Below are 17,593 nucleotides of genomic sequence, written 5' to 3'. Positions count from 1 at the left end.
GAGGCTGTATAAGGGAGAGAGCATGATAAATGAAATTAAGATTCCAACCGTAGAAATTACAGTTGTACGAATTTATACTTTAGAACGAGCCGAAAATATTCCTTCTATTTTAAAGTATCTACAAAATGAAGCTAAAATTCGTGGAATAAGCGTTTTTCGTGCTATTAGTGGCTTTGGTGAAACAAATGTCCATAATAGTTCTTTTTTAGAGGTACCTTTTTCTCTTCCTATAATCATTGAGTTTTTTGATGAACCCGAAAAAGTTGCTGGAACTTTAGAATATTTAACTACAATAATAAAAAAAGAACATCTTATTTTTTTCCCTGCTCGAGCAAATGCTTAACGTATTATGCCATCCTTTATTTCAAACCCTAATACGACTTATTAGGTATCTACATGGAGGAGTAAATATGTCTTCTCAGTTACCATTATTTAGTGATATTGAACCAATATTGCTCCAATATAAAAATGCACATGCTCTAACACGAAAAGATATATTGCTTGATGCAATTACTGGCGTACAAAAATTATCTGGAGAAATAATATCCAAAGATGAAGCGAAGGAACATTATAAAGTATTATCTTATACTGCAACATTAATTAACTATGCCGACATTTTGAATCGAATGGAAAATCAACAATTTTTTGATATTTTGTTTGATTTCTATAAAATGGACTTAGATGCTGAATTATGCGATTGGTTTGAATTTGGTTCACCAGGACAAATGAGATTAAAAAAACCGATCTCTGAATATACCCCTGAAACTTGGGAAAAATTCCGTAGCGCACAAAAAGATCATCTTAAAAAAATTGGAAAAGCAAATGTCTTTAATTTAGAGCAACTGGATATTAATAACCCACCAACAAATCAATTATATCCCATTCAAATTCAAATGTTGAGGAAGCTCTTCAATGAATCTGTAGATAGGATAAGTGTCAATGCAAAAGGACAAATTCGTTTTGCAAAACGCCATGGCCTCTATCAATTACCCGGTGGGGGTATGGTTGAAACAAGCGCCCCCACCATAGAGGAGTTGACGTATAAAATGCTTGAAGAGCATTTGGAAGAAGAACATGCCAATCTTTATATAAAAGCTGCGCCATTATATAATGAATTGGATAAAACTATATTTGACCAACGTTTATTAGAAGTATTAGACCGTCAACAAGCCAAATCGTTACCTGATAATTTCCAAAAAATCTTAAAAAAAATAATTAAAGATAAGAATACAAATGCTCAATGTCTGCGCGATATTATAAATGCAATCGATGAACAAAAAGAGAATGAAAAGAATGACCATGGAAGAAAATCATTAATCGAATTACGTGCCCTAATGCAAGCGCAAACCTTTGAGCTCACTCCTTTATTCGCACAAGCTGTTGCATACACCAATAAAAACGCAAAATGCATAAATATAAAACAATACCTTGATGCACGTGCTGCAGGTGGTTTTCAAATATCACACGTCTTTATATTCAACCACCCTTTAGAAGAGTGGTTTGAGGAAAAATTCAATGGTGTCAACGATGAGTTGGGAGATGATATTAGCGGAGCGGAAATTGAACGATTGACTTTGCTTGAAAGTATAGCCCAGTTTAAAAAAATTAAATTTTCTCATCTATTAATTGGGTTAGCAGCCTACAATGAAGCTTTGGATAATCATAGATTACAAATAAGCACTGTCTGGGATAATGACCAATTTGATGTAGCCCGCAAAGCCATTGTCTCTGAGGTCACCTAATTTTTGAATTTAGGGAAGGAATTATTAGCTGGCGTGGCGTGAACATTTAAGAATACTTTCTCCATAGTACAATTGATCATAAAAAGTTATGAGATCCATGGAAAGAATTCTAGAAGTATTCTATTCTTAATAAGCTTGAATTATTTCAAGCTTATTTTAAACAAAATTTTTTATAAGGATAGTAATAATGGATGCATGGAATAGTGTAATTTTTATGAAAAGTAACAAACCTATGTCTGCTATGAATGAAATGGCAAAATGGGATGGCGTACAAAGGATGTGGTCTACAACAGGTGAATGGGATTGGTGCATTCAATTAGATCCAAAAACATCATCTCCTGAAAAAGCTGAGGCCTTCGTTGCTCGAATGCGTGACGGGCACTGGGCAACAGAAACCAAAACAAATTGGTGGAAAGAAGTTCCTGCAAGATAAAGTATCAGCTCGGAGCAAAACGCTCCGAGCTTATGGCAAATTACATTTAAAATCCTGGCCAACTGCTAATTACTCCAAAAAATTTTCTCTGGTTTCAATAAATCCATCCAACCATCAATCTGCATTTACTTTAAAAATATTGTAAATATTTTATACTTTAAAAATATATGGAATAAGAGGTCAAGCAGATGGAAAATACAAAAAGAGAAATTGATTTTAAAGTAATTTTTGAATCGATTCCTGGACTTTATCTTATTTTAGATAAAAACTTTACAATTATTGCGGCCAGCAATAATTATCTGCGCTCTACTATGGTTACTAGAGAACAAATTATAGGCAAGAATATATTTAAAGCGTTCCCAGATAACCCAGAAGATCCCTACGCGACAGGAGTAAATAATCTACGCGCTTCATTAAATAGGGTTTTAAAAAATAAAACCTATGACACCATGGCAATTCAAAAATACGATATTCGTCGTCCTAAAGAAAAAGGAGGAGGATATGAAGAACGGTATTGGAGTCCAATCAATTTACCCGTTTTAGATACTCATAATCAAATTAAATATATTATTCATCGAGTTGAGGATGTCACAGAATATATCCAATTAAAAAAATCTCGTTCTGAACAACTAAAAACAATGGAAGAACTTCGTACACGAGCCGGAGAAATGGAAGTTGAAATTTATCAACGCGCCCAAGAAATTCAGACGGTAAATAAACAATTACAAGAGGTTAATAGCCATTTAGCCTTACTGGATCAAATGAAAACGCAGTTTTTTGCAAATATTAGTCATGAATTACGCACACCACTGATGTTAATTTTAGGGCCAATAGATACATTATTACGGGATAAACCGTTAAACGCCTCACAAACAAAAAAATTACAATTAGTTAAAGAGAATGCCCTTCTATTATCAAAACATGTGAATGATTTATTAGATATTGCAAAATTTGATGCAGCGAAATTAAAAATTAATTATTACAATATTGATTTTGTACGCCTTATTAAAAAGGTGTTGTCTTTATTTGAAGCAGATATTGAAGCCAAAGAATTACGAGTCTCTTGTGAGTTACCTAAAAAACTATTTATGCAAATTGATGGCGAAAAAATAGAGCGTATTATCCTTAACTTACTCTCCAACTCAATTAAATTCAATCCAATTCATGGCGAAATCAATCTTAAATTGCATAAAAAAAAGAATCATGCCGAATTTTCTATTGAAGACAACGGCCCAGGAATTCCTTCAAAATTTAAAGAAGCAATTTTTGAACGTTTCTTTCAAATGGAAGAAAGCTTGTATCATTCAGCAGGTACGGGTTTAGGACTAGCAATCGTAAAAGATTTTGTTGAATTACATAAAGGTACGATTAATGTGCAGAAATCAAAATTAGGTGGTGCACTTTTTGTCATTCAAATTCCATTAAAAGCACCAGAAAATCAATTAGTGCATCATAAACAACCCCCGTTAGGAATGCTTGAAATACCTCATTATGCAAATAAACAACAAAAAACAAAAGTGCTGCAAACAAAGGGGGTAGAAAATGCCAACTCCCCTCTGGTGTTAATAGTGGAAGATAATTTAGCAATGAATGAGTTTTTGTGTGAAATTCTAAGTAACGATTATCGCATTATCTATGCTCAAGATGGTAAAGAGGGTTTAAATAAAGCGATTGAGTTACTTCCTCATGTAATTATTAGTGATATCATGATGCCCAAAATGAATGGAATCGAAATGGTTCATGCTATAAGACAGCATCCCTCTTTGCTTTCCACCCCTATAATGATTGTAACTGCGAAAGCAGATGATGATCTTCGTGTGCGTATACTTCAAGAAGGTGCTCAAGATTACATGACGAAACCTTTTTCTGCTCGAGAACTTAAAGCAAGAATTGCAAATTTAGTTTTAGTTAAAAATGCAGAAGATGAATTAGAGCGTTTTGTTTATTTAGCGTCTCATGATTTAAAATCACCATTACCCGCAATAGAACATCTTGTTTCGTGGATTGAAGAAGATACGGAAAACCAGTTGACCCCTCAATCTCGAAAATACCTATCCTTTTTAAGAAAGCGCGCTTATCGAATGTCGAACTTATTGGATGGGCTATTAAAATATGCTCAGGCCGGGGGGATGCATTCAAAAATTGAAACCATTAACTTTCCCGAATTAGTAAGTAAAGTCGCTCATAGAGTAGATACTACAAACGATTTCGATATTCATTGCGATCGATGCACTTTTCCTATCAAAGCAGAAAAAACACCATTACACGAAGTACTTTATGAGCTTATTGATAATAGTGTAAAACATCATCATCTTCATAAGGGGCACATTAAAGTAGGGGTTATTGAAAAAAAAGGCTATTATGAGTTTTTTGTTGCTGATGATGGACCTGGAATAGACCATGCATACCAGGACCGAATTTTTCAGCTTTTTCAAACGTTACAACCTCGTGATATTTTCGAAAGTAGTGGAGTAGGACTTAGTATCGCCAAAAAAATTGTTGAAACCCAAGGATCCAGTATCTGGGTCGAATCCGCTAAAAATCATGGCGCGGTATTTCATTTTACTTGGCCCAAACAAATAGAAAATTTAAAAAGTATAGAAAAATAAATGCATTCCAAGTGTTAAGAAGATACGTTCTCTTATCCGAAACTCACATTCAGCTAGGGACTTTACGCTATAATGAAAAAATTGCAAAATACATCGATACAACACCAATTAACACAAGCCTATCACGAAGTCATTGAGCTTCATGTCCAAATTGAGAATTTATTTCACAACAAAATGATTCATGAAGATCGATTGCCTTTTTTAAGTTATTTTCATCCGAATTTTACTATAATCCAACCCGATGGAGTCTTAAGAGATTATGTATGGCTTAGCAATTGGTACCATCATGCAGCAGGTTCTCGTCCGCAGGTAACCATTAAAATTGAACATTTTAAAGAGATTTTTTCTTGCGCGGATAATGTTATCGTTAGCTATGAAGAATTACAACAGATCAGCGAAAATGAGCATTTGAGACGTTTATCCACTGCAATTTTTGTCCCGACAAACAATCCAAAATCACCATTGCTTTGGCGACATTTGCATGAAACTTGGATTAAATAGTAGAAAGTGAGGATTGAAGTCCCGAGACTAAAACTCCCAGCTGGAAAAAAACGTATTCCTCCGCAAAAGAGTCTGGAACTTAAAAATCATTATGAACATTTTTCATTACTTGTTGATTTAAAATAAATCAATTTATGCTATTATTTGTCTTTTGAATTTTATTAAGGACATTTTAATGCCGTTTACCGATCAATTTATTAATACTCAAAACTTGAATGCGGCTCTTAATGTATTAGAGCTCTCCTTACAGAACTTGCAAAACCAACCCTCAGAAAAGATTTTTGACGATATAAAAAAAGCTTATAAAAAGAAGGCCCTTAAAGTCCATCCAGATAAAAGTCAATTGCCAAATGCAGCAGAACAATTTAAAGAACTCTCTCATGTCTATAATTTATTTGAAGACGCACATTCTCATGGCCATTTTGATTTTCTATTCAAAATCCCTACTGCTCCCCATATAAACCCAACTCCAGCAAAGAAAACTTTAAATACAGATTATAAAACCTGGCGAGATGAGGTATTGGAGGATTATGGTGCATCACCATCGGTAAGACATGGCTCACAAAATTCTTTTTTTGCTAAACAATTATTCCATGCATTAGAAACAAAATATTCCTCAGTATTCTCCATTCCAGTTACTGAAACCTTTGCATCCATTATTGCACATCATATTTTTTTGTTTCGGCAAAAATATGGTTATGAACACGATAAGGCAACTCAAGAATATCCAAATTCAGAACTGTTTCGTAATTTAATTCATGATCTTGTACAAAATGGATTTAGCCTAATGCCGGAAGCTCCTCAGTCTTATGTTAGATTTAAAATGAAGGATATTTCATTTAATCTTATTGACGGAACCCATGTTAATCTATTTGTTCATCATGAATTTACAAATTGGTTTAATAGTATTCCACTTCAGAAACCTACTCCTTGGGAGGGTGTCATTTTATTCAAAATAGACAACGATACTGTGTCAATTAACAAAGGAAAAGCAACCCCTGGAATTCAAATTAAAAAATCAAGCGAAGCTTTTGTCGCTTTAAACAACATTACAGCCGATGCCAAATCAAATGTGGAACGAGAAGAAAATTTGCTGGGATTTTTAAATTTAATAGATGCGTATATCAATGCATTACAAAAAGCTAAAGGATTAGAAGGTATTTCTATTGCGTTTAAAGCAATCGATATTAATTTTACAGGTATAAAAGGCACACATACACCACTATTTCCTGAACCCGAATTTGAGCAATGGTTTGCTAGCCTTCCTATTAAAAAAGGAATAAAAGGTGAAGGTGATATCTCATTTTACAAAGGTGATGAAAATACTTTATCCATAAATACAGGACCAGGAACACCAGGGATTCAAATTAAAAAAACACACCATGTGTTTGAAGCGATGAATAATCTTACTGCAGATTCACAATACCAAACAATGGCGGAAAAAAAGCAAAACTTAATTCACTTTTTAAAACGTTTGGATACATATGTAACTGCATTTTCTGATACAGAAAAAAATGTTCCCTCAAATCAATTTGACCTGTAACCCAAAACCATATGGATCTGTTGAAGGAGTCAACACCTTTAGATAAAATTATAAATAAGCGAAACGTATTCCAGAACATTGGAATACGTCCTATCTTTCTTCATCTTCTTTCAAATTTTTATAGCTTCATCAGGCCAAACACTACATTGCACCTGCCCAATATGCTTCTTTTGTAAAAAAAGCATTACTAAACGAGATTGGCCAATACCACCACCAATAGTTTGGGGTAAAGCACCTGAGACTAATTTCTGATGCCAATCATAGTCCAAACGATGTTGGGAACCTGTTAATGCTAATTGATATTTTAACATCGCTTCATTGACCCTAATACCCATAGAAGAAAGTTCGAACGCATCCTCAATCGCTGGATTCCACACTAAAATATCCCCATTTAATCCAGTTAATCCTACTTCATTCACCGAGCTCCAATCGTCGTAATCCGGGGCACGTACATCATGAGGTTTTCCATCTGACAAAGCACCTCCTATCCCAATTAAAAAAACTGCTCCATATTTTTTAGTAATCTCTCGCTCCCTTTCTTTAGGAGATAGATTAGGATACAAAGCAAGTAACTCTTCTGTATAAACAAAATGTATGTATTGAGGTAGAAATCGATTTAAACCATAAAGCTCACTAACCGCTTTTTCCGTTTCTTTGATGGCATCATAAAGTTCAATGACTGTTTTTTTCAAATAACTTAAACAGCGATCATGGTCATTGATGACCCGTTCCCAATCCCATTGATCGACAAAAACAGAATGGGTGGCACTTAATACCTCTTCATCCGGTCTTAAAGCACGCATATGAGTATAAATACCATCTCCAGCTTGAAAGTCACACTCTCCTAGTAACTTTCTTTTCCATTTAGCTAATGAATGGACAACCTCATACCTACGATCAGGTATGGCTTTAACTTTTACAGAGACAGCTTGTTCTGTCCCTGATAAGTTATCTTGCACACCATCACCTACACAAGCTAATAATGGTCCTTGCACCTCAATGAGACCTAATTTTTGCTCTAATTCACGTGAAAAAAAAGATTTAACAAAGCTGATTTGCTTTTGTTGTTCAATAAAAGACTGCTTCATACTACTACCTCAGATTAGTTTAATGTTATATTATATTGAATTTTTCTATTATTTTTATGGTTAAAACAAAATAAACATAGATATAAAAGATAATATCTAATAAAATTAACTATTAATTAAATATTATTTAAAAAATGAAGATGAAAGACTTAGAAAATTATCAAATCGATGATCTTGACAAAAAAATACTCCATTCATTAATGAAAAATGCACGTACAGCGTACGCAGAATTAGCTAAGACATATTCTGTAAGCCCCGCTACGATTCACGTGCGTGTAGAAAAAATGCGCCAAACGGGTATTATTGAAGGGGTGCATGTGCATATTAACCCAAAACGATTAGGGTATGATGTTTGTTGTTTCATCGGTATTACGCTTAATCATGCCAAAGATTACCAATCTGCTCTTAAAAAATTAGAAGATCTGGAAGAGGTTATTGAAGCTTATTACACTATTGGTCATCATTTTAATATTTTTATTAAAGTGATGTGCCAATCCATTGATGCCTTACAACAGCTCTTAGTGAATAAAATTCAGCTTATTGAAGAAATACATTCGACAGAAACGCTTATCTCACTGCAAAATCCTATCATGCGCTCAGTAACTCCTTGAGTTTAGCTGACTCACTGTATTTCTGGTGGCGCAGTTATTTAAACCCACCCGACTTAAATTTATTCTACATCTTCATTCAGGGCTGTATCTTAGCCCCATATTCTGTTAAAACAGCAACAGCTTCTTTATTGTTGGCAAGCGATGCCAAAAGCAAAGGTGTTTTACCTTCACTATCACGAATATCAATATTAGCTACCATGTGGCAACACATTTTAACAATTTTAGCTGAGCCATATCGAGCTGCATAATGCAAAGCGTTACGATTTTTTGAATCACTTAACTCACTAACCCCTTTAATGGATAGTAAAAACTCAACTACCTCCGGTTGCTGGTTTAATATAGCCGTATGAATGGGGAAAACCCCTACATTATTTTGAATAAAAGCAAGTTGCGGATTATCGTTAAGTAATTTTTTAATAATCTTTAAAAAACCATGAGCTGCCAGCTGGTGTAAGAGGGTATTACCAGCATTATCCTGCTTGGTTAAGGCATCGGTTGTAACGGGAAAGAGTTCAAAAAAAATTTCTTCTTTAAGTTGGGGTAATTCTTCATCATGGAGGATAGGTAGGAGTAAACTACTCTGAATAGGCAATTGCTGTTGTGAATTACTTAAGTTTGGGTTTGCACCTTGTTTAAGTAGTGCTCGCACTGTAAATAAATACCCTTTAATAGCTGCTTGATGTAAAGGAGTTAGTCCATAATTGTCAGGTTCATTTAACTTTGTACTATCAGAATTCAGCGATATAAACCGATCATATCCATGTTGTGCTGCATATTGCATAAAATTAGCAGGCAAATGAGCTAGAAAATTATCCAAAAAATTTTCTGTAAAAGCTAAATACTCATCATATCTTTGGGGTGCTGTGCCGCGAAAATGGATATCTTGTGATATATTTTCTTGAGACCAAGTTTCAAGTGTTTTTAAATCGGAGTCCTTTTCGTATTGAGCGGGTAAATTTAATTCAGTAAACGCTTTTCTTAACTTGATCATAGCCATATTCCTCTAGTTTCTCTTTAGATGAGGACCATAATTAACGATTCTGCTTATTTTTGCTTTCTACTTGAGTAGGTTCGTCGTCCTTTTTTATGTCTTTAATTTTACCTTTGAGTTTAATGAATGTGTCTGAGGCTGTTTTTGTATCAATTTTTTTTTGCTCATCTACTTTAACAGGTCTAAGTAATGAAAATACACGATTAGTTGCTAACGCTAGTCGAAAATTATACCCTGTAGGGTCTTTTTCATTCATAACTTGGCCTCTATTTTCAATTGAAATTTTAGCAAATTCATCCTGAATTTTTAAAGCCTTTTGTTTCGTTCCTATTGTTACATAGCCTTTGCTGTTTAGATAATTATCGATGACTGTTTTTACTTCTGTAGTTATTTTTTGGTCTGCAAGTATTTCATTGAGAATTTTTTGGATGTCTTGAAGCTTGTTAATTTCATTAGTGTTATTTATTAAGTTCTTATAGTGATCAATAAATTCTTTCATCTTTATATCATTTTCATTAATACTATATTGATTGATATTGTTTAAAATAAAAAGATTTCTGGTTTTTTGATCTAAAATCATTTTTAATTCTTTATTCAATTTTTCCAAGGTTTCTAAATCGTTAGCTTTATCAATTGATTCGTTCGTAGTCTTACTAAACTCAGTAAGTTTATCATCGTCAACAGACGTAAGTTTAAGTCGTTCTTTCCGAGTAAAAACAACGTTTAAAAGGTCATTTGCAAGGTTTATATTTTCTTTTTTCAATCTTAAAAGCTCTTTTAATTCATTTTTTAACTTATTAATATCTTCTAAGTTATGGAGTTTATTTAAAATGTCTTTCTTCTCCTTTATAAAATTTTGAATTTCTATATTTTCTCTATCGCCTAAATAAACAAGCTCTTGCAAAATATTATTAATTTTAATTTTTGATTTTTCGCTTAAAAGCTCTTCGGTAATTTTAATTACCATATCGGAATTGGTTGCATGATTTAATTTTTCAGTTTGATGGATAATATATTCGTGACGCTTTTTATCATAATCAATAGGAATAGAATGTTTGATTGCATCTATGAGGTGTAATGCTTTTATCTTGTTTAACTGAAAATGTACATCAACTAATGAAAAGCGTTTCTCGTCATCTTCAGTAATAGTGTTGCTTATAATTTCTTTAAATAGCTCACCCCCAATTCCAGCGAAAATGGGATGCGTAAATTTTAAATCAGTTTCGCCATTTATAGCCTCAGAAAAATCATCATAATTGCAATTGGGCTGTGTAATGTATTCGTATAGATTTTTCCCAAACATAAAAGCATGCATTTTATCCACTGAAATGGGCTTGTGTTCGGGAATTTTAGTATAAAATTCTGGCGGATTCATATAGTCAGTTTGTACAATCACACCTCCAGTATGTTGAGTGGCCTTAGTATAGTGAAGGGTGCCGTCTTGTTCACAACTGAGAAAGGATTTTGTATCTGAAATTAGTAACTTATTGTTATGATCAATTAACCAATTTGAATTTTTCATATCGGTGAAGGCATAACCATCTTTGCTTATATCAATTAAAATGGCTAGCATTTGATTATAGACGTTAACTGCTGATTTTCGAAGTTTTTTTGTTTTTTTTTGATGTTTTTTACTGTGATTAATTAAGTCGCCACCAGGGCAAAATAACGTAGTTGAGATGGTTTTAGTTACATTATTTTTAGTCACTTGACGCTCAGTCATAATAGGCGTTATGGTGTCTTTAAGCGATTTTTTTCTGAGATCATTCACAGGAAATTTGGGCATGCCCATACGATTTTCTAGCCTTAAAACATAAGGATCACCTCTAGCAGGCGTAATTTTAAAGTTTTTAGAATTTTCACCACCTAAGAAACTTATGTCGTTATGTTTTAGGAATTGATTAAATTCCTCATAACCCATTTCATCTTCATTATATAGTTTTTTTAGATGATTTACTTTTAATTGCGAGCCCTTTTCTAACATCTTAAATAATTTTTTTACCTTGGAAGGCTCCATGTTGGATAAAATTTCTGAAAAATGATGATCCTGTTTTTTACTGTCATGAGGAGATAAAACACTATATAAGCTAGTTACGCCATATTTTTCGAATTCTTTTTTTATTTCTATTAATAAACCTTCTTCTATTTGTAGAGCAAAAGATTTGCATTGACTTGTAAATTTATCGCTATATTTACTTTCAATTTCTTGTTTATAGATCAATATTTTTTTAAGAAGTGTTTTTAATTCGCGCGGCTCAGTTTTATCATTAGCAGCTAATTTGTTGTAAGTTTTTATTAAGACATTCAGGTTATCAATATCTAGATTTACATGCTGAATAAAGTTTTTTAAGGTTGGGTTTGTACTTTTGATATGTTGTAAATATTTCATATCAAGTCTCTCTAAGATAGAGTGAAATTATTTGAACAATATAGATTAATAATACACCAATTACACAAAAAAAGCATAATCCCAGGGGAATTATTGGTAAACACAGCTGCCCAGTATGTACGTCGACAGTCTTGATAGACTAGACTCTTGAAAAAGCCAATACAAGAAATGATAATAAGGATATTAAATACTATAAAAAGCAAAATTACATGTAGCGATAAAAAATTGATTTATAACCTTGGAGATTTAATATCGCTACAATTTGTATTGTATCACTCGAAACTTAACTAATTATTAAAGAATTTGCTTTTTAATAGACTGAAAATCAGCACATACTGCACTCGTATTGCCTTGAAGTATTGCTGCCAAAATTTATATTTGCGTACGCGATAAGGTATTAAATCCATTTAAATTAGCAGCAGAAGGCCATAATTCAATCGAATGTTTATCAATCACTAGTCAAAAAAACTCTTAAGATACTCACTTTAATAGGGTATTGAAAATTTGGCATGCAATTGCCGGTAGAGAAGTATTATCCTTGACTATATTCTTTGATAATGACTAATATAAAACTATTACATTTGATTGTTTTGCATCGCTTGTCAAAAGATTTTTCCCGCAAAAATCATGTATGATTAGAACAGGACTAAAAATTATATCCCAACATTAAGTAAATGGAATTAAAATGATTAACGCATTTGCATTTTGCACAAAATCACTGGTACTTGTAACATCTGTTTGCGCCATGGCATCATTTGCCCTTGCCGCCTCTTCCCCAACTCCTGTTCCCATTTATGGTTCGTACATCAGGTACTTAGATCGTGCAAAACAAACATTTAATGGTGAACCTAATCCTAACAGCCGACCAACCAAGCAAAAGGAAGATTTCTTCACTATATGTAAAGCCTCGGGGTGCGTAGCTCATACGCCTAATTTATATGCCCCTCTCGGCGCTCCCAAGTACATTGACTATCACTGGAATAATAATCGCTGGGAATTAAAAGCCTCTCACCTCTTCAATTGCAATGACGGCAGTAAAGTCAAATCTACTTTATTCGAATTTTTTACACCGAATGACGATGGAAGTTTTTCTGGTCAACGAAGTATTAAAATAGAGGGTGCGGGATGCCCTGAAGAAGGTCCAGGAGTATATAAAATACCTTTTAAATTAACCCCTGCTTAAGAGAATTCGTCCTATATCGTGCTGCAAATTCTTCGGGCATTTTCTCGTGAACAAAATCTTTATCTCATATTGATGCATTTATTTATAATAAGGCTTGATATAATCCATTAATTGATCTTTGAAAATAGTTCTAACAATGATGCATTCTCCGTCTAAATCAGTAATGCCAAAGCGTTTTATGGTAATTGGGGCTTTATCAGCAATGTGTGCCACATTTTTTGGCGCTTTTGCTGCCCATGTTTTGAAGTCACAATTTAGCCCTTATCAAATGCATATTTTTCAAACCGGAGTTTTTTATCAATTTATCCATAGCTTGGCCTTATTATTTGTAGGCATGATTCTCTATCAATTTAATGCACAAACCATAAGAGTTTCAGGATGGTTATTTTTTGCCGGGATTTTGCTCTTTTCAGGGAGTTTATATTTACTGAGTGTGACGAAAATAAAAATCATTGGCATGATTACTCCCATTGGTGGAGTATGTTTTATTGTTGCTTGGCTACTACTGGCTGTAGGAATACACAAAACCAATTAAAAGACGACTCCCCTATCAAAATAAAAAAGTCAGAACCGAATTATCTCATTGTCTTTTAAAGCGATTCTGACTTCATTGATACCTACTTACTTATTAATTTTATAAGAGCACACATGTGGATGAAGAAGTATTTTCTTGCTCATCGTTTTGATGTTCTCTATTTATTTCATGTAAGAAAATCTTACCCCCTCTTTTTAAATTCAGTTTAGATCCTGTGAGTTGAGGAACAGCTTGAGATGAACTAACTGAAGTTTCAAGCATTTCAATTCCGAAGTTTAAGTAATGAATCGTTCGAATCTCACTATTTACAAATCCTTGTACATTATGTTGGTAGTATTCAAGTGGCGTTTCCTCACTAGTAGACGCGCTAAAAAATGAACTTGAACCTATTTTATTCACTTCTACATTACGATTGTTGAAAAGTGCTTTCATTGCTTTAGTAAAAAATGGGATGCAGGATGCATTATCATTAAAGCTTCGGTAAAACGGACAGGCAAAACCCTCTTCTCCAATTTGAAAAATTATTTTTCCATCTACTTGCTTACAAAAATCTTTACTTGCATAAATAGATAAAGTAATCGTAGAAATTTTTAAAGTATCTTCTTCGATGATTTCATTAGCAAGGTATTTTCTTCCTTTTAAATAAGTGGCTATAGTCTCATATAAATCAGAGGGAATTTTATCCTTATCTGTAAGGGTATATGGTGTTTTAAAGGTTGCACCTTTCATCGCTTGATAGGTAGATTCATCAATGAAAATTCTTAATGAAATTGGTGTTTGCCCCTCTTTTAAATGCCCCACATATTCGGAAACCAGATGTTTGGTATGAGCAAGTACTCCTGGAAGTTCGGTGACTTTATTGAGTGCACGTGTGGAACCAGAGGCTTTATATTTAACTTCAACTGCATAACGCAAAGGTTCATTAATCTGGTTTTCTCCATTAAAAACTTGAGGATGGACAATTCCTCTTAATCCGCCACTTCCTACAAAATAATTCGTTTCAGGATAGTGTTTTTTTAACTCATTAAAGTCCTTTACTTCTTGGTATTGAATTTTAATACCAATTGATATGGCATATTCCCTTAGCTTTTTTTCCAAATCACTAATTGTCACTTTGGAATGAATACTATCTAGTATCTCTCCAAAGCCATTACTTCTATCCATTCCAGAAAAAGAGCTTTGTTCCACATACATGGCGTGATTACGTATAGGAACCTCATATTTTTCAAACATTAGAATTTCTTTTTCTGGGAATTGCAGCTTTAATTGTATAGCACCTAAAAGACCGATAGGTCCTGCGCCAATAAAAATTACATCAGTCATAACTTATTGATAACATCTAGAAAAACAGGTGGGTATCATAACAGGTAAAATTTTATTTGCATCTGGTTTTCAAAAACAAAATCATTGTCATTAAAAACAGTCCTCCAGGATCTTCATTCCCCCATCAGCAAATAGGCAAGAAGTATATTGCAATTTAAAACATATAAATTATAGTGCAAAGAATTTTTTATTTTTAAATGCCCAGTGAAGTAGATCGGGTAGTTTTGACGGACCTAGTTAGTTGTTTGTTTATGCCGAAACACTGAGAAAACCATCATTGTAATTAACGGATTTATTATGAAATTTTTTAAACGGTTATATGTTCAAGTTATAGCAGGAATTATTATCGGTATTCTTTTAGGCATTGTTGCTCCAACCTTAGCCGTCTCATTTAAACCCTTTGCCGATTTATTCATCAAGCTAATAAAAATGATGATAACCCCTATTATTTTTTTAACACTTGTTTCAGGCATTGCAGCAATGAGTGATTTAAAAACAGTAGGTAGAGTTGGTGGTATCTCACTCATTTATTTTTTGATAACAACCATTTGCGCCTTAGTTTTGGGGTTAGTAGTAGCGAATATAGTTCAGCCAGGCGCGGGAATGAATATAGATCCCTCTTCTTTAAATATCTCCGAAGCACAATCTTACCTAGGTAAAACAGAACAGATAAGTAATGTCCAGGATTTTGTTTTGAATATTGTTCCTGAAACTTTTTTTAGTGCATTTGTCCAGGGAGAAATTCTGCAAGTGTTGTTTGTTGCCATTCTATTTGCATTAGGCTTGATGTCGTATGGAAGTAAAGGAAAATTTATCTTGGAAGGCTTTGAGCACTTGACCAAAATATTTTTTAACATCATTCATGCGATGATGCATTATGCTCCTGTGGCAGCTTTTGCTGCTATGGCCTATACCGTAGGTCAATATGGTGCCCATTCTTTACTTGGATTGACTGAGTTATTGCTTTGTTTTTATCTAACTTGCATTGTATTTATATTAGTCTTACTGGGTAGCGTTCTCTATTTTGTTTTAGGCTTAAATGTCTTTAAGGTAATCCAGTATTTTAAGACCGAAATTTTTATCGTTTTTGCAACCTCTTCTTCTGAAACCGTAATGCCAAATTTACTGGAAAAACTAACTGAATTAGGTTGTGATAAATCAGTAGTGGATCTGGTAATTCCTACAGGTTACTCTTTTAATTTAGATGGAACAGCGATTTATCTTACTCTCGCAGCTTTATTTATTGCACAGGCAACCAACTCAAATTTACCCCTTGATCAGCAAATTTTTTTATTAATGATTATGATTATCAGTTCAAAAGGGGCGGCTGGTGTTACAGGTAGTGGTTTTATTATATTAGCCAGCTCTTTAGCTGCTGTAGGAACCATTCCTGTTGCTGGCGTAGTTATAATTCTTGGGGTGGATCGTTTTATGTCTGGAGGGAGATCCTTAACCAATATGATCGGTAATGCTATTGCTGCATTGATTATTTCAAAATGGCAAAAATCGATTAATATGAAGAAAGTTCGCGAAAAACTAGCATAGAAAAATGGCTTTACTCCATTGAGGAATAAAAAGGCTGGATGTCGTGCATAAAGTGGGACACGTAGACATTGGAACCAATTGTCTACGACTTTAATATTCACAATGTTCATGAAGCAAAATAGAAGATAATTTTGTAATATGTTCTTTTCTTGGTAAAAACTCAATTCCCCATAATGAATATAATGGACTATTACCTAGAGTGTAGCGGCCATCTGCAAGAATTAGAGGGGCCTGCTTGGCAACAACCACATAATTGTCACTAAACCACGAAAATAGAGCTAAATCACGTTGTTGTCCTGGTGTAAAGCTTGCGCTAGAGCGATTAGAAAAAAGGGGGATTTGTGCCACGGACATTATCGAACTTCTTTTTAAAAGTGGTGTATGAACCTCTTTAATAATGAGGCAATGGTTATTTTTTGCAATGACACGCCAATAAAAGGAACTTGCTAAGGCAGGCATTGCACGAATGCTTGTTAAGCGTAATTTTTGCTGTGTAGCAAATGCTTGTATGCTTTGAAGGGCGCGTTGATGTTGTATGCTATTAAATAGCAAGAAAGTACCTGCAAATAACAAACCTAACCTAACACCCTTTTGATCTTGATGGATAACAGACCAAGCGATACCTAATATTAAAGGGATAGTAAACATGGGATCAACTATAGCAATAATATCCCAACTAATCCGTTTATAACTCATTGGCCATAGTAACACAGTCCCATAAGAGGTGAGTGCATCAAGAAGCCCATGAGTAGCATAACCTACCAATGCGGCACATACAGTAACCTTCCAACATGCCCTGTAACGGGAAAAACATAAAAAGAACAAGGCCACCAATATTCCACCTAGAGGAATAAACAGGAATGAATGAGTAAAATTACGATGCCACAGCTCCAAACTCAGAGGATTATTTTTAAAACGAATAAAAATATCCAGATCGGGTGCCATAGCTGCTAAGGCACCAACTTTCCAGGGAATGTGTTTACTGTATTTCCCCAAAATTGCTTGTGAGCAGGAAGCGCCTAATGCTGCATGTGTAACAGGATCCATACCTTATCTCACCAAATAAATTAAAACCTATTTATTTCAAAAACGTCCTACTT

Annotated in this window: 15 protein-coding genes; 10 read left to right on the top strand and 5 right to left on the bottom strand. The window is 33.9% G+C overall.

What is annotated here, in order from left to right; genetic code table 11:
• Nucleotides 1-22 precede the first annotated feature (22 nt).
• The 6 genes from DYH34_RS03845 (at nt 23) to DYH34_RS03820 (ending at nt 6,828) form a co-directional block, all read left to right on the top strand.
• Nucleotides 23-343, top strand: coding sequence for a DUF190 domain-containing protein (locus DYH34_RS03845; protein ID WP_058465901.1), 321 nt, complete (start codon nt 23-25; stop codon nt 341-343).
• A 67-nt stretch (nt 344-410) separates the two neighbouring features.
• Nucleotides 411-1,742 carry a hypothetical protein gene (locus DYH34_RS03840; protein ID WP_058465900.1) on the top strand — a complete coding sequence of 444 codons (1,332 nt, stop codon included), beginning with the start codon at nt 411-413 and terminating at the stop codon, nt 1,740-1,742.
• Nucleotides 1,743-1,929: 187 nt separating this feature from the next.
• Nucleotides 1,930-2,175, top strand: coding sequence for a hypothetical protein (locus tag DYH34_RS03835; RefSeq protein ID WP_058465899.1), 246 nt, complete (start codon nt 1,930-1,932; stop codon nt 2,173-2,175).
• 188 nt (nt 2,176-2,363) lie between these two features.
• Nucleotides 2,364-4,784, top strand: a complete 2,421-nt coding sequence (locus tag DYH34_RS03830; protein ID WP_058465898.1) for an ATP-binding protein — start codon at nt 2,364-2,366, stop codon at nt 4,782-4,784.
• A gap of 72 nt (nt 4,785-4,856) precedes the next feature.
• Nucleotides 4,857-5,285: a hypothetical protein gene (locus tag DYH34_RS03825; protein WP_238589553.1), complete on the top strand. Its 429-nt coding sequence runs from the start codon at nt 4,857-4,859 to the stop codon at nt 5,283-5,285.
• A gap of 175 nt (nt 5,286-5,460) precedes the next feature.
• The gene (locus DYH34_RS03820) at nt 5,461-6,828 is read left to right on the top strand and encodes a DnaJ domain-containing protein (RefSeq protein ID WP_058465897.1); all 1,368 of its coding nucleotides are present in this window, start codon (nt 5,461-5,463) and stop codon (nt 6,826-6,828) included.
• A gap of 110 nt (nt 6,829-6,938) precedes the next feature.
• On the opposite strand, the gene asnA is transcribed toward DYH34_RS03820, so the two are convergent.
• Entirely contained in the window at nt 6,939-7,916 is a 978-nt protein-coding gene (gene asnA / locus DYH34_RS03815) for an aspartate--ammonia ligase (protein WP_058465896.1), read from the bottom strand.
• Nucleotides 7,917-8,056: 140 nt separating this feature from the next.
• Between asnA and asnC the strand changes: the two genes are divergently transcribed.
• Nucleotides 8,057-8,527, top strand: a complete 471-nt coding sequence (gene asnC / locus DYH34_RS03810; protein ID WP_058465895.1) for a transcriptional regulator AsnC — start codon at nt 8,057-8,059, stop codon at nt 8,525-8,527.
• A 76-nt stretch (nt 8,528-8,603) separates the two neighbouring features.
• Here asnC and DYH34_RS03805 read toward each other — a convergent pair whose 3' ends face one another.
• Both DYH34_RS03805 and DYH34_RS03800 read right to left on the bottom strand, forming a co-directional pair.
• Nucleotides 8,604-9,518 carry an ankyrin repeat domain-containing protein gene (locus tag DYH34_RS03805; protein WP_058465894.1) on the bottom strand — a complete coding sequence of 305 codons (915 nt, stop codon included), beginning with the start codon at nt 9,516-9,518 and terminating at the stop codon, nt 8,604-8,606.
• A 40-nt stretch (nt 9,519-9,558) separates the two neighbouring features.
• The gene (locus tag DYH34_RS03800; protein ID WP_058465893.1) at nt 9,559-11,907 is read right to left on the bottom strand and encodes a hypothetical protein; all 2,349 of its coding nucleotides are present in this window, start codon (nt 11,905-11,907) and stop codon (nt 9,559-9,561) included.
• Nucleotides 11,908-12,592: 685 nt separating this feature from the next.
• Here DYH34_RS03800 and DYH34_RS03795 point away from each other — a divergent pair.
• Together DYH34_RS03795 and DYH34_RS03790 are read left to right on the top strand one after the other, a co-directional pair.
• Nucleotides 12,593-13,090, top strand: coding sequence for an MBOE_33420 family protein (locus tag DYH34_RS03795; RefSeq protein WP_058465892.1), 498 nt, complete (start codon nt 12,593-12,595; stop codon nt 13,088-13,090).
• A gap of 136 nt (nt 13,091-13,226) precedes the next feature.
• Entirely contained in the window at nt 13,227-13,625 is a 399-nt protein-coding gene (locus DYH34_RS03790; RefSeq protein WP_058465891.1) for a DUF423 domain-containing protein, read from the top strand.
• A 99-nt stretch (nt 13,626-13,724) separates the two neighbouring features.
• Here DYH34_RS03790 and DYH34_RS18295 read toward each other — a convergent pair whose 3' ends face one another.
• A complete protein-coding gene (locus tag DYH34_RS18295; protein WP_238589552.1) occupies nt 13,725-14,948 on the bottom strand; it encodes a hypothetical protein in 1,224 nt (407 codons plus the stop codon).
• 297 nt (nt 14,949-15,245) lie between these two features.
• Here DYH34_RS18295 and dctA point away from each other — a divergent pair, with 297 nt between their 5' ends.
• Nucleotides 15,246-16,493: a C4-dicarboxylate transporter DctA gene (gene dctA, locus DYH34_RS03775; RefSeq protein WP_058465889.1), complete on the top strand. Its 1,248-nt coding sequence runs from the start codon at nt 15,246-15,248 to the stop codon at nt 16,491-16,493.
• A gap of 90 nt (nt 16,494-16,583) precedes the next feature.
• On the opposite strand, the gene DYH34_RS03770 is transcribed toward dctA, so the two are convergent.
• Nucleotides 16,584-17,540 (bottom strand): metal-dependent hydrolase, encoded by a 957-nt coding sequence (locus DYH34_RS03770; protein ID WP_058465888.1) that lies wholly within the window; start codon nt 17,538-17,540, stop codon nt 16,584-16,586.
• Nucleotides 17,541-17,593: the final 53 nt, after the last annotated feature.

Origin of the sequence: Legionella cincinnatiensis (assembly GCF_900452415.1) — a bacterium.
Classification (GTDB): domain Bacteria; phylum Pseudomonadota; class Gammaproteobacteria; order Legionellales; family Legionellaceae; genus Legionella; species Legionella cincinnatiensis.
The sequence above is the reverse complement of the archived record's forward strand: the minus strand, read 5'-3'. Positions and strand labels throughout refer to the sequence as shown.